Genomic DNA, 13,163 nt, shown 5'->3' with positions numbered 1-13,163 from the left:
TCGCAAAGAAAAATGGCCGGGACGAGCCCCGGCCATTTGTTTTGCGTCGAGCCGAGGCTTACTCGGACTTGTCGATGTTCCAGAAGATCGGCGTTGCCGGGCCGTCGAGCACGCCGGTCAGCGACTTCCGCCAGGCGCTCGGTCCCTGATACTGGCCGAGCGGAATGTAGATGACCTGCTCGTAGGCTTCCTTCTGAATATCGGCCGCGATCTTCTTCTGCTCGTCGAGCGAAGACGCGCGAACGAAGGCATCCTTCAGCTTCTCGATCTTGGCGTCCTCGGCCCAGCCGAACCAGCCGCCATTCTTGCCCTGCCCGCCAATCGAGAGATTGGCGATCGGGTTGGAGACGTCGGCGCTGACCCAGTTGGTGAAGAACATGTTCCAGCCGCCCTCCTTCGGCGGCTTCTGGCTGGCGCGGCGGGTCACGACAGTCTGCCAGTCGGTCGCTTGCAGGTCGACTTTGAAGCCGGCGTCGCGCAGCTGCTGGGCGACGACAATCGGCTGCGCCTTGAGCGTGGTGACGTCGCCGGGCGCCATGATGACGACGGGCGTGCCGTCATAGCCCGACTCGGCGAGCGCCTTCTTGGCCGCCGCCATGTCGCCGCCCTTCAACAACGTCTCGCCGCCGACATCGGTCGCGAACGGAGTATCACAGATGAAGAACGCGACGCAGGTCTTGTAATATTTGGGATTGCCGATCAGCGCGTCGAGCACCTGCTTCTGGTTGATCGCCAACAGTGCCGCCTGGCGAACCTTGATGTTGTCGAAGGGCGGGTAGAGGAAGTTCATGCGGCCCAGCGTCTGGAAACCGGCCTTGTTCAGCGTATCGATCTTGATGTCCTTGTCGGCTTCCAGGACCGATAGCGTGTCAAGCGACGGGTTCTCCAGGAAATCAATATCGCCGGACTGCAGCGCATTCATCGCGGTCTGGGCGTCGGCCATCGTGACCCACTCGACGCGGTCGACCTTCACCACCTTGCCGCCCGCGGTCCAGCTTGCCGGCTCCTTACGCGGCACGTAATCCTTGTTCTTGACGTAGACCGCCTTCACGCCCGGCTGGAATTCAGCCTGCACGAACTTGAAAGGGCCCGAACCGATCTGCTCCGGAATCGGCTTGTCCGGCGGCGTTTCGGCCAGCCGCTTCGGCATCATGAACGCGACGCGCGACGACGGCTTGCCGATCGACTCCAGCACGAGGCCGTAGGGTTCCTTCAGCTTCAGCGTGATCGTCTTTGCGTCGGTGGCTTCGATGCTCGCCGTGAAGTCCATCAGCTTCTGGCCCATGCCGTCGACCTTGGCCCAGCGCTTCAGCGAAGCGACGCAGTCTTCGGCCGTCACCGGCGCTCCATCGTGCCACTTCAGGCCGTCGCGCAGCGTGAACGTGTAGGTGAGCTTGTCGTCGGAGACCTTCCAGTCCGCCATCTGCGGCTGGATCTTGAAGTTGGCATCCGTCGCCAGCAGCGTGTCGTAGATCATGTAGCCGTGGTCGCGCGTGATATAGGCTGTGGTTAGAATCGGATCGATGACGCGCAGGTCCGAATGCATCACCGCGGTGATGGTCTTGTCCGCGGCCCATCGCCTGCGGCGCAAACGACAATTCCTGCGGTGCGAATGACAGCGCAAGCGCCGACAACGCAGCCGCGAGCGTGCGGCGTTTCCAACGCGAGATAGGGAACATGCAAATCTCTCCTGACGTGTAACTGGTCAAAGCCGGCTTATTCGTTATGCATGCGGTCCGTTATTTAGGCGAACTAACATGCTGTATGGCTTGTGAAATCGAGACTTGCACCAAGCGCCAAGCGCGTCAATCGGTTTCGATCCGGATCGGACGTACACAAACGAATGAGGCCGCGGGCCGGATTTTGGCTTTACAAAATCGTCGGCGGAGATTTTCGTGAGCGCCGCGCGATGCCGGCGCCGTCAGAACAACAAGAGAGAACAACGATGAACCCCGCCAATCTCCCCTTTGACTCCGAAGCGATGCTGCAGGGCCTGCGCAGCTGGGTGGAATGCGAGAGCCCGACCTGGGACGCGGCTGCGGTCGAGCGCATGCTCGATCTCGCCGCGCGCGAGATGGCGGTCATGGGTGCGACGATCGAACGCATCGCCGGACGCCAGGGCTTTGCCGGCTGCGTCCGCGCCCGCTTTCCGCATCCGAAGCAGGGTCAGCCCGGCATCCTGATATCAGGCCATCTCGACACCGTGCACCCGGTCGGCACCATTGAGAAGCTCAAATGGCGCCGCGAAGGCAACAAATGCTTCGGGCCCGGCATCTTCGACATGAAGGGCGGCAACTATCTGTCGATCGAGGCCATCAGGCAATTGGCCCGCGCGTCCTTCACGACGCCGTTGCCGATCACCGTGCTGTTCACACCCGATGAAGAGGTCGGCACACCGTCGACGCGCGACATCATCGAGGCGGAAGCCGCGCGCAACAAATATGTGCTGGTGCCGGAGCCCGGCCGGCCGAACAACGGTGTCGTCACCGGCCGCTACGCGATCGCGCGCTTCAATCTGGAAGCCACCGGCAAGCCGAGCCATGCCGGCGCGACGCTGTCCTCCGGCCGCTCCGCGATCCGCGAAATGGCCCGTCAAATCATCGCCATCGACGGCATGACCACCGAGGACTGCACCTTCTCGGTCGGCATCGTGCATGGCGGCCAGTGGGTCAATTGCGTCGCCACGACCTGCACCGGCGAAGCGCTCAGCATGGCCAAGCGGCAGGCCGATCTCGATCGCGGCGTCGAACGCATGCTGGCGCTGTCCGGCACCGCCAACGACGTAACCTTCAAGGTGACGCGCGGCGTCACGCGCCCGGTGTGGGAGCCGGATGCCGGCACCATGGCTCTATACGAAAAGGCAAAGGGCCTTGCGGCCGGGATGGGCCTCGATCTTCCGCACGGCAGCGCCGGCGGTGGATCGGACGGCAACTTCACCGGTGCGATGGGCATCCCCACGCTCGATGGTCTCGGCGTTCGCGGCGCCGATGCACATACGCTCAACGAGCATATCGAGGTCGACAGCCTGGCCGAGCGCGGCCGCCTGATGGCGGCGCTGCTGGCGACGCTGGACTGATTGCACTGCACAACACGTTGGCACTGCCGGATCGAAATTTAGCCTTGTCCAATTTTAAGGCTTCGCCTACGGTCCGGCCGTCCAACGCGACGATGCGGGAGAGATCGAGGCGACAACATTCGTGTTGTCAGCTTCGGCGCCGATGGAGCAACCGCCCCGGAAACTCTCAGGCAAAAGGACTGTATCGTCAGGACGATCTGGAGAGAGACGGACATGGCCGCAGATCAAGGGCCGTGACGTCCACCGAAGGGGATAGTTCGCGTCCGGGCCCCGGCCCGGTGCGGATCAAGCTCTCAGGTACCGTGACAGATGGGGCGTCGAAACACCCGGTTTCACCGGTGGTTCGGCGACTCTAACAACACGGGAGCCTGAAGACCATCATGCCTCACATTGCGATCATTGGCGCCGGCATCACCGGCGTGACGACGGCCTATGCCCTGCTCGAACGCGGCTACAAGGTGACTGTGCTCGACAGGCATCGCTACGCCGCGATGGAAACCTCATTCGCCAATGGCGGACAGTTGTCCGCCAGCAACGCCGAAGTCTGGAACAGCGCGGCGACCATTCTCAAGGGGCTGCGCTGGATGCTGAGAAGCGACGCGCCGCTCTTGATGAACCCGAAGCCGAGCTGGCACAAATATTCCTGGATCGGCGAGTTCGTCGGTGGCATCGCGCGCTATCGCAGCAACACCATCGAGACCACGCGGCTCGCCATCGAAGCGCGCAAGCATCTGTTCTCGATCGCCGAGCGCGAGAACATCGCCTTCGATCTCGAACGCCGCGGCATCCTGCACGTCTATCACGACAAGGCCGGCTTCGAGGCAGGCCTGCGGGTCAACACCTTGCTGCAGCAAGGCGGGCTCGACCGCCGGCCGGTGACACCGGACGAGATCCGCAGCATCGAACCCGCGCTGCAAACCGCCTGCTATGGTGGCTTCTTCACGCCGTCCGACGCCACCGGCGATATCCACAAGTTCACGCGCGGCCTCGCCGAGGCTTGTGCGCGGCGCGGCGCGAGCTTCATCCATGAGGCCGACGTCGACACGGTCGCGCGCGGCGACGACGGCTTCCGCATCGGCTGGAACGAAACCGCGTCGCACGATGCCGAGCCCGCGACGCGGCACGAATTGCAGGCCGACGGCCTCGTGATTTGCGCGGGCGTGGCGAGCCGCCGCTTCGCGGGCTTACTCAACGACCGCGTCAACGTCTATCCGGTGAAGGGCTATTCGATCACGGTGCAGCTCGATGCGCCGCAAAGCCGGGACGCCGCGCCGACCGTCAGTCTGCTCGACGAAGCCGCCAAGATCGTCACCAGCAGGCTCGGCGCCGACCGCTTCCGCATTGCCGGCACCGCCGAGTTCAACGGCTTCAACCGCGATATCAGGGCCGACCGCATCCAGCCGCTGGTGGATTGGGTGCGCCATCATTTCCCCGGGGTCGATACATCCAAAGTCGTGCCGTGGGCGGGGCTGCGTCCGATGATGCCGAACATGATGCCCGGTGGTGCGCGCCGGCCGGATTCCAGGCGTGTTCTACAACACCGGCCACGGTCATCTCGGCTGGACGCTATCCGCCGCGACCGCGCAGATGGTCGCAGGCGCGATCGACGACTGGCGCGATCTCGATACGCCGCCGATGGCGCCGGCGTTCGGTCGCGGGCTCGACGATGTACCTGCCAATGCTCGCAAGGCTGAAATCAATCCACCTTCCAGTGGACTGCTTCGCACGTCATCGGAGGACTAATCACACCAGCAGGACCGACTAGCTGCACCGCAAAAACCGCAGCACCGATGGCACGGGACTTGCTCAACTTATACCCTGTGTTTGCTACCATCTGTGCTACGGTCCGGTGTGCAACGGTCCCGCTGGGGACTTCATCGACCACAACCCAACGGATCCAATTTGCTCGGATATCTGCTTCGCCGCATCCTCGCCGCCATTCCCGTGATGGGCGTGGTGGCCCTGTTCGTGTTCCTGCTGCTGCGGCTGACGCCGGGCGACCCCGCCGCCATCCTCGCCGGCGACAATGCGACGCCGGAACAGCTTGAACGCATCCGGACCTCGCTCGGTCTCAACGAGCCGATCTACATCCAGTTCTACACCTGGGTCGCGAAGCTGCTGCATGGCGACCTCGGCGTCTCGCTGATCTCGAACAAGCCGATCCTCGAGATGATCGGCCCGCGCCTCGAACCGTCGATCTCGGTCGCGCTCGCCACCATCATCCTCTCGATCCTGGTCGCAGTGCCGCTCGGCGTCATTGCGGCATGGAAGCACGGCACCTGGATCGACCGCTGCGTGATGGGGCTGTCGGTGCTCGGCTTCTCGGTGCCGGTGTTCGTGATCGGCTATGTGCTGATCCAGGTGTTTGCGATCTACCCGTTCCGCTGGGTCCCGGTGCAGGGCTTCAAGAGCATCTCGGCCGGCTTCGGTCCGTTCTTCGAACGCATCATCCTGCCGACCTGCACCCTCTCCTTCATCTATGTCGCGCTGATCGCGCGCATGACGCGGGCCTCGATGCTTGACGTGTTGGGTGAGGACTACGTCCGCACCGCGCGCGCCAAGGGCATCGGCGAGACCGGCGTGCTGCTGCGCCATGCGCTGCGCAACGCCGCGGTCCCGGTCATCACCGTGATCGGCTCCGGCTTCGCGCTCTTGATCTCCGGCGTCGTCGTCACCGAAAGCGTGTTCAACCTGCCCGGCATCGGCCGCCTCACCGTCGACGCGGTGCTGGCGCGCGACTATCCGGTGATCCAGGCGATGATCTTGTTGACGTCGGGCATCTATGTCGCAGTCAATCTCTTGATCGACGTCGCCTACACCCTGCTCGATCCTCGTATCCGGTACTGAGCAATGGCGATCGAAACCCTTCCCGAAGCCTCGATTCCCGTCACCCGGCCGTTCCGCGTCAAGTTCGGCTTCCTGACCTCGACGCCGATCATCGCGGTTGCGACGATCTGTCTTGCCCTCATCATCCTGATGGCGATCTTCGCGCCGCTCCTTGCGCCGCATGATCCACTCTTGCTGACGCCGTCGCAGCGACTGAAGCCGTCGAGCGCGCAATATCTGCTCGGCACCGACGCCTATGGACGCGACCTGTTGTCGCGCGTCATCTACGGCGCGCGGATCTCGCTGGTGATCGGGCTCGGCGCCGCCGTCTGCTCGATCGCCATCGGGCTCGTGATCGGCCTGGTCGCCGGCTTCTTCCGCTGGGTCGATGCGGTGATGATGCGCGTGATGGACGGCCTGATGGCGATTCCCGCCATCCTGCTTGCGATCGCCGTGGTGTCGCTGTCCGGCGCCAGCATCTGGACCGTGATGGTCGCGATCACCATCCCCGAGATCCCGCGGGTGGCGCGGCTGGTGCGCTCGGTGGTGCTGACCGCACGCGAGGAGCCCTATGTCGAGGCCGCGATCTCGCTCGGCTCCAGCCTGCCCAAGATCATGTGGCGGCATCTGATGCCGAACACGATCGCGCCGCTGATCGTGCAAGGCACCTATGTCTGCGCATCCGCGATCCTGACCGAGGCGATCCTGTCGTTCCTCGGCGCCGGCATCTCGCCGGAAACGCCGACCTGGGGCAACATCATGGCCGAGGGCCGCGCCTTCTTCCAGGTCAAGCCGTCGCTGATCTTCTGGCCGGGACTGCTGCTCTCGATCGCCATTCTCAGCATCAATCTGATCGGCGACGCCGCCCGCGACGCGCTCGATCCCCGCATGAAGCAGCGTGAGGGCAAGTGACGGCTTCAGCGCTTCTGAAGCCGTCATTGCGGGGCGATGCGAAGCATCGAACCTCAGATGCGCAGTGCGCATCGGGGAATCTCGAGATTCCGGGTCTGGTGCTGGCGCACCATCCCGGAATGACATTGGATAGTTCCCGTTGCTTCGCTCCTCACAGCCGCGCCAAGAGAGCCTGACATGACCAACGTCGTCCTCGACATCAACAACCTCGTCGTCGGCCTCGGCCGCAAGGCCGATGCGCACCGTATCATCGACGACCTCTCGCTAAGGGTGCACGAGGGCGAGACGCTGTGCCTGGTCGGCGAAAGCGGCTCGGGCAAGTCGGTGACCTCCCTGACCACGATGGGCCTGTTGCAGAAGGGCACGCTGGTGCCGTCGGGCGGCAGCGTCAAACTGGTCGGCGAGGAGCTGCTGACCGCCACCGACCGGCGGCTGCGCCAGTTGCGCGCCACGCGGATGGCGATGATCTTCCAGGAGCCGATGACCGCGCTCAATCCTGTCGTGCCGGTCGGACGCCAGATCGACGAGGTGCTGCGCGCTCATACCGATCTCGACGCCCGCGCGCGGCGCCAGAAGATTTTGGCAATGATGGAGCATGTGCGGCTGCCAGACGTGCAGCGCATCTTCTCCTCCTACCCTCACCGCCTCTCCGGCGGCCAGCGCCAGCGCATCATGATCGCGATGGCGCTGGTTCTGGAACCGAAGCTCCTGATCGCCGACGAGCCGACCACGGCACTTGACGTTACTACCCAGAAGCAGATCCTCACGCTGATCCGCGACCTGCAACGCGATCACGGCACCGCTGTTCTGTTCATCACCCACGACATGGGCGTGGTGGCGGAGATCGCCGACCGCGTCGCGGTGATGCGCCACGGAAGGCTGGTCGAGGCCGGCCCGCTGCAGGAGGTGCTGCGCACGCCGAAGATGGAGTACACCCGCAACCTCCTGTCCTCGGTGCCGAGCCTCGTGCCGCGCGCGCCACGCCCCGACACGAAAGAGCCGGTGGTGCTGGAAGCCAACGAGCTCAGCAAGGTCTACCGGGAGCGCTCGCTGTACGGCAAGGCCCGCGAGGTCTCCGCCGCCAGCAACGTCACGCTGACGCTGCGCAAGGGCCGCACGCTCGGCATCGTCGGCGAAAGCGGCTCCGGAAAATCCACGGTGGCGCGCTGCATCGTCCGCCTGATCGATCCGACCTCCGGCGGCGTGCGGCTTGCCGGCCGCGAGATCTCCGAGCTGTCGCGGCGGCTGTTGCAGCCGCATCGCCAGAAGATCCAGATCATCTTCCAGGACCCCTACCGCTCGCTCAATCCGCGCGTCACCGTCGGCGAGAGCATCGCGGAGGGCCCGATCAATTACGGCATGCCGCGCAAGGATGCGCTGGCACGGGCCCGCGAGCTGCTCGAGCTGGTCCATTTGCCGCCCGACGCGATCTCGCGCTACCCGCACCAGTTCTCCGGCGGCCAGCGCCAGCGCATCGCGATCGCACGTGCGCTGGCGCTCGATCCCGACGTGCTGGTGGCGGACGAAGCGGTGTCCGCGCTCGACGTCTCGGTGCAGGCGCAGGTTCTGGAGCTGCTCGACGAAATCCAGCGGCGGCTGGGCATCGCGCTGCTGTTCATCACGCATGATTTGCGCGTCGCCGCCCAGATCTGCGACGACGTCGCCGTGATGCAGCGCGGCCGTGTCGTGGAACAGGGACCGGCGGCGGAGGTGCTGACCAACCCGCAGCAGGCCTACACCCGCGCGCTGCTCGATGCGGCGCCGGGCCGCGGCTGGGATTTTGCGAACTTCCGTCCCGTTTCGGAAGCCATTGTGGCAACGGCCTAGGTCTTTAATTGTCCCGTAGCCCGGATGGAGCCAACGGGTCGCGCGAACGCGCGCCCGATGACAGGCTCCGCGAAATCCGGGGCGATCGATCCGGCGCGCAGGTCCCCGGATTGCGCTTCGCTTCATCCGGGCCACCACGGCGCTCCGCTCGCAATGACGGACTGCGCTGAGGGCATGCAAATCCGGCAGTGCTCCGCGGCTTGCGCTTGGCGCGACGACACGCTTAACGTCGCGCGCGAGAGCATGACCTGGAAGGTGGGCACTGGTTTTCCCGAAAGATCGCGCTCCAACCAACGAGGCCGGATCGTGGTGCGAACCATTCCAGTCGCACCTTGATCGAAGAAACGTATCGAGACCAACTTGATGACCCGCATTGCCGTTGGCGGCTTCCTGCACGAGACCAACACCTTCGCACCGACGAAGGCAACCTATGACGACTTCGTGCATGGCGGCGGCTGGCCGTCGATGACGCGCGGCGCCGAGGTGCTCAAGGTGATGCGCAACATCAATGCCGGCCTCGCCGGCTTTGTCGAGGCGGCGGAAGCCAATGGCTGGGAGCTGGTGCCGACGATTGCGACCGGCGCGACCCCGTCGGCACATGTGACGAAGGATGCCTTCGAGCGGATCGTCAAGGACATGGTCGACGGCATCGTCGCCGCCGGGCCGATCGATGGCGTCTATCTCGACCTGCACGGCGCCATGGTGACCGAGCACTATGACGACGGCGAAGGCGAAGTCCTCGCCCGCGTGCGCAAGGCGATCGGCAAGGACGTTCCGCTGGTTGCGAGCCTCGATCTGCATGCGAACGTCTCGCCCGAGATGATCGAACATGCCGATGCACTGATCGCCTACCGCACCTATCCGCATGTCGACATGGCCGACACCGGCCGCGCCTGCGCCAGGCATTTGGCCCTGTTGCTCAAATCCGGGCAACGTCTCGCCAAGGCGTTCCGGCAGCTGCCGTTCCTGATCGCGATCAGCTGGCAATGCACCAACGACCAGCCGGCCAAGGGCATCTATCAGAAGCTTGCGGCGCTCGAGAGCGACGCGGTTCCGACGCTGTCGTTTGCGTTCGGCTTTCCCGCCGCCGATATCAGGGACTGCGGCCCGAGCGTATTCGCCTATGGCCGGACCCAGGCCGATGCCGACGCCGCCGCCGACAGCATCGCCGCGCTGGTCGAAAGCCACGAGAACGATTTCGACGGCCCGATCCATACGCCCGACGAGGGCGTGCGGCTGGCGATGAAGCTAGCGGCATCGGCGTCGAAGCCGATCGTGATCGCCGATACCCAGGACAATCCCGGCGCCGGCGGCAATTCCGACACCACGGGCATGCTGCGTGCGCTGGTGCGCAACGGAGCAAGTGCCGCCACCGGCGTGATCTGCGACCCGCAATCGGCGCGCGCGGCGCACGCGGCCGGCGTCGGTGCGACGGTCACGCTCGATCTCGGCGGCAAGTCCGGTATTCCGGGCGATGCGCCTTACCGCGAGACCTTCCTCGTCGAGAAGCTTTCCGACGGCCGGTTCGTCGCGCCGGGGCCATTCTACGGCGGCCGCGACATGGATATGGGACCTTCGGCCTGCCTGCGGATCGGCGACGTGCGCGTGGTGGTCGGCTCCTACAAGGCGCAGCTTGCGGACCAGGCGATGTACCGCTATGTCGGCATCGAGCCGACCACGCAGAAGATCCTGGTCAACAAGAGCTCGGTGCATTTCCGCGCCGATTTCGAGCCGATCGCCGAAAAGCTGCTGATCTGCGCCGCGCCCGGGCCGATGCCCGCCGATCCCGCCACGCTGCCGTGGAAACATTTGCGGCCGGGCATTCGTATCAAGCCTAACGGCCCGACTTTCACACCCGCCTCCCCATCACGCACAAACGGATAGAGACCATGCCGACCATTGAGCGCATCGACAGTTTTGCCGACGAACTCACCGCCATCAGACGGGATCTGCATGCGCATCCCGAGATCGGCTTCGAGGAGGTGCGGACGTCGGGCATCGTCGCCGAGAAGCTGACGAGCTGGGGCATCGAAGTGCATCGCGGCCTCGGCGGGACCGGCGTGGTCGGCGTGCTCAAGGGCAAGGGCAACAGCACCAAGAAGATCGGCCTGCGCGCCGACATGGACGCGCTGCCGATGGAAGAGAACACCAACCTGAAGTGGCGCTCGACCATTCCCGGCCGCTTCCATGGCTGCGGCCATGACGGCCACACCACGATGCTGCTCGGCTCGGCGCGTTATCTCGCCGAGACCCGCAATTTCGACGGCACCGTGCACTTCATCTTCCAGCCGGCCGAGGAAGGCCTCGGCGGCGCGCGCGCCATGATCAAGGACGGCCTGTTCAAGCAGTTCCCCTGCGACGAGGTCTACGGCCTGCACAACGCGCCCGACCTCAACCATGGCGAGATCGCGATCCTGCCGGGCCCGGCGATGGCCGCAGCCGACTTCTTCGACATTAGGATCCAGGGCTATGGCGCCCATGGCGCGATGCCGGAGCGCTCCAAGGACGCGGTGGTGATCGCCATGACGCTCGGACAGGCGTTGCAGTCGATCGTCAGCCGCAACGTCGATCCGCTGCAGGCTGCGGTGCTGTCGATCACCCAGATCCATTCCGGTTCGGCCTACAACGTCATTCCCGGCGACGCCTGGATGTGCGGCACGGTGCGCTGCTTCTCCGAGGAGATCCGCGCGCTGATCCGCAAGCGCATGCGCGAGATCGCTGCCGGCTTTGCCGCCGCGTATGGCGCCGAGATCTCGGTCGAGATCCGCGACGGCTTCAGCGTGCTGGTCAATCAGGAAGAGCAGTCCCGCGTGGTCGAGGACGTCGCGCGAACTGTGGTTGATCCGGCCAAGGTGATCACCCGCTCGACGCCCAAGATGGGCAGCGAGGATTTCGCAGACATGATGCAGGCTGTTCCCGGTGCGTATTTCTGGGTCGGCCACGATGGTTCAGTGCCCGTGCACAATCCCGGTTACGTTCTCGACGACAAGATCCTGCCGATCGGCGCCAGCATGTTCGCGCGCATCATCGAGAAACGCATGCCGGTAGGTGCGCATGCATAAGCCGAAAGCGGACGCCATCACATCGCTGCACGATCTCTCCGCCGTCGACCTGCTCGCCGGCTATCGTGCCAAGCAGTTCTCGCCCTCCGAGGTGCTGGAGGAAATCATCTCCCAGGTCGCGACCTGGGAGCCGCACATCAAGGCGCTCTACCTGTACGACCCGGATGGAGCGCGCAAAGTCGCCAAGGCGTCGACCGAGCGCTGGCAGCAGGCCGAGCCGGCCGGCACGCTCGACGGCGTGCCCGTCACCATCAAGGACAACGTCGCGACCAAGGGCCAGCCGGTGCCGCTGGGTGCTGCGAGCGTCAAGCTCACGCCTGCGGAAAAGGATGCGCCGCCCGCCGCGCGGTTGCGCGAAGCCGGCTGCGTGATCTTCTCCAAGACCACGATGCCAGATTACGGCATGCTGTCGTCCGGGCTGTCGTCGTTCCATCCCCTGACCCGCAATCCCTGGGATGTCAGCAAGAACCCCGGCGGTTCGAGCGCCGGCGCTGGCGCGGCCGGCGCCGCCGGCTACGGGCCGCTGCATCTCGGCACCGACATCGGCGGCTCGGTGCGGCTGCCGGCCTCCTGGTGCGGCCTCGTCGCGCTGAAGCCGAGCCTCGGCCGCGTGCCGATCGACCCGCCCTATGTCGGCCGCGTCGCCGGGCCGATGACCCGCACCGTCGACGACGCCGCGCTGATGATGAGCGTGCTGTCGCGCCCCGACCGCCGCGACGGCATGAGCCTGCCGGCGCTGGAAGTGAACTGGAAGGCGCTGGAGAAGTCGCCGCGCAAGCTGCGTATCGGGCTGATGCTCGATGCCGGATCCGGCCAGAAGGTCGAGAAGGAAGTCCGCGAGGTCGTGGTCAAGGCGGCCAAGGCGTTCGAGTCCGCCGGCGCCGTGATCACTGAGATCGACGGCATCCTGACGCCCGAGATGCTCGAAGGCCTCGATAATTTCTGGCGGGCGCGGACCTGGGACGAGCTGTCGAAATTGTCCGAGGCCGAGCGCGGCAAGACCCTGCCCTACATCCTCAACTGGGCCGAGGCCGGCGCCAAACTCTCCGGCGTCGATGTGGTGCGCGGCTTCAACCAGACGATGGCGATCCGCGCGGCCGCCGCAAAACTGTTCTGTGAGGTCGACTATGTGATCTCGCCGGTGTCGCCGGTGGTGAACTTCCCGGCGGAGTTTGCAGCACCACTCAACGACCCCGCGAAGCCGTTCGAGCACATCTGCTTTACCGTGCCGTGGAATATGTCGGAAAATCCGGCGCTGTCGATCAACGCCGGCTACGACAAGAAGGGCTTTCCGATCGGCGTCCAGATCATCGGCCGCCGGTTCGACGACATCGGCGTGCTCGGCATGGGCAAGGCATTCGAAGGCCTGCGCGGCCCGCAGAAGCCGTGGCCCGCGCCACCGAAGAAGTAGCGCCTCAACGCAAGTGCGGATGCGCGGAGCCAACCTCGCGCATCCGACT

General features: G+C 65.1%; 7 protein-coding genes, 2 pseudogenes and 2 riboswitches. Of the genes and pseudogenes, 8 read left to right on the top strand and 1 reads right to left on the bottom strand.

What is annotated here, in order from left to right:
* Window positions 1–58: 58 nt before the first annotated feature.
* Window positions 59–1,679: pseudogene (locus ACVW17_RS22900) on the bottom strand (ABC transporter substrate-binding protein).
* A gap of 266 nt (window positions 1,680–1,945) precedes the next feature.
* Here ACVW17_RS22900 and ACVW17_RS22895 point away from each other — a divergent pair.
* The 8 genes and pseudogenes from ACVW17_RS22895 (at window position 1,946) to ACVW17_RS22860 (ending at window position 13,114) form a co-directional block, all read left to right on the top strand.
* Window positions 1,946–3,076 (top strand): M20/M25/M40 family metallo-hydrolase, encoded by a 1,131-nt coding sequence (locus ACVW17_RS22895; protein WP_456754019.1) that lies wholly within the window; start codon window positions 1,946–1,948, stop codon window positions 3,074–3,076.
* Between the two features lie 85 nt (window positions 3,077–3,161).
* A riboswitch (glycine riboswitch) is annotated at window positions 3,162–3,268 on the top strand.
* A 3-nt stretch (window positions 3,269–3,271) separates the two neighbouring features.
* A riboswitch (glycine riboswitch) is annotated at window positions 3,272–3,387 on the top strand.
* Between the two features lie 69 nt (window positions 3,388–3,456).
* Window positions 3,457–4,819: pseudogene (locus ACVW17_RS22890) on the top strand (D-amino acid dehydrogenase).
* Window positions 4,820–4,978: 159 nt separating this feature from the next.
* Window positions 4,979–5,923, top strand: coding sequence for an ABC transporter permease (locus ACVW17_RS22885; protein WP_456754017.1), 945 nt, complete (start codon window positions 4,979–4,981; stop codon window positions 5,921–5,923).
* Between the two features lie 3 nt (window positions 5,924–5,926).
* Complete coding sequence (locus ACVW17_RS22880; protein WP_456754016.1) at window positions 5,927–6,814, top strand: ABC transporter permease; 888 nt, start codon at window positions 5,927–5,929, stop codon at window positions 6,812–6,814.
* A gap of 177 nt (window positions 6,815–6,991) precedes the next feature.
* Window positions 6,992–8,641, top strand: a complete 1,650-nt coding sequence (locus ACVW17_RS22875; RefSeq protein ID WP_456754015.1) for an ABC transporter ATP-binding protein — start codon at window positions 6,992–6,994, stop codon at window positions 8,639–8,641.
* Window positions 8,642–9,004: 363 nt separating this feature from the next.
* On the top strand, window positions 9,005–10,525 hold the full coding sequence (locus ACVW17_RS22870) for a M81 family metallopeptidase (protein WP_456754014.1): 1,521 nt from the start codon (window positions 9,005–9,007) through the stop codon (window positions 10,523–10,525).
* A gap of 5 nt (window positions 10,526–10,530) precedes the next feature.
* The gene (locus ACVW17_RS22865) at window positions 10,531–11,703 is read left to right on the top strand and encodes a M20 aminoacylase family protein (protein WP_456754013.1); all 1,173 of its coding nucleotides are present in this window, start codon (window positions 10,531–10,533) and stop codon (window positions 11,701–11,703) included.
* Window positions 11,696–13,114: an amidase gene (locus ACVW17_RS22860; protein WP_456754012.1), complete on the top strand. Its 1,419-nt coding sequence runs from the start codon at window positions 11,696–11,698 to the stop codon at window positions 13,112–13,114. Before ACVW17_RS22865 ends, ACVW17_RS22860 begins: the two co-directional genes overlap by 8 nt.
* The last annotated feature ends 49 nt before the right edge of the window (window positions 13,115–13,163 follow it).

The sequence above is a fragment of the Bradyrhizobium sp. USDA 4473 genome (genome assembly GCF_054063335.1).
The sequence above is the reverse complement of the archived record's forward strand: the minus strand, read 5'-3'. Positions and strand labels throughout refer to the sequence as shown.

What these genes read in the sequence shown, in the direction of transcription:
- ACVW17_RS22860 (WP_456754012.1), top strand. Translation starts at nt 11,696, where the DNA reads ATGCATAAGCCGAAAGCGGACGCCATCACATCGCTGCACGATCTCTCC.
- ACVW17_RS22880 (WP_456754016.1), top strand. Translation starts at nt 5,927, where the DNA reads ATGGCGATCGAAACCCTTCCCGAAGCCTCGATTCCCGTCACCCGGCCG.
- ACVW17_RS22865 (WP_456754013.1), top strand. Translation starts at nt 10,531, where the DNA reads ATGCCGACCATTGAGCGCATCGACAGTTTTGCCGACGAACTCACCGCC.
- ACVW17_RS22895 (WP_456754019.1), top strand. Translation starts at nt 1,946, where the DNA reads ATGAACCCCGCCAATCTCCCCTTTGACTCCGAAGCGATGCTGCAGGGC.
- ACVW17_RS22875 (WP_456754015.1), top strand. Translation starts at nt 6,992, where the DNA reads ATGACCAACGTCGTCCTCGACATCAACAACCTCGTCGTCGGCCTCGGC.
- ACVW17_RS22870 (WP_456754014.1), top strand. Translation starts at nt 9,005, where the DNA reads ATGACCCGCATTGCCGTTGGCGGCTTCCTGCACGAGACCAACACCTTC.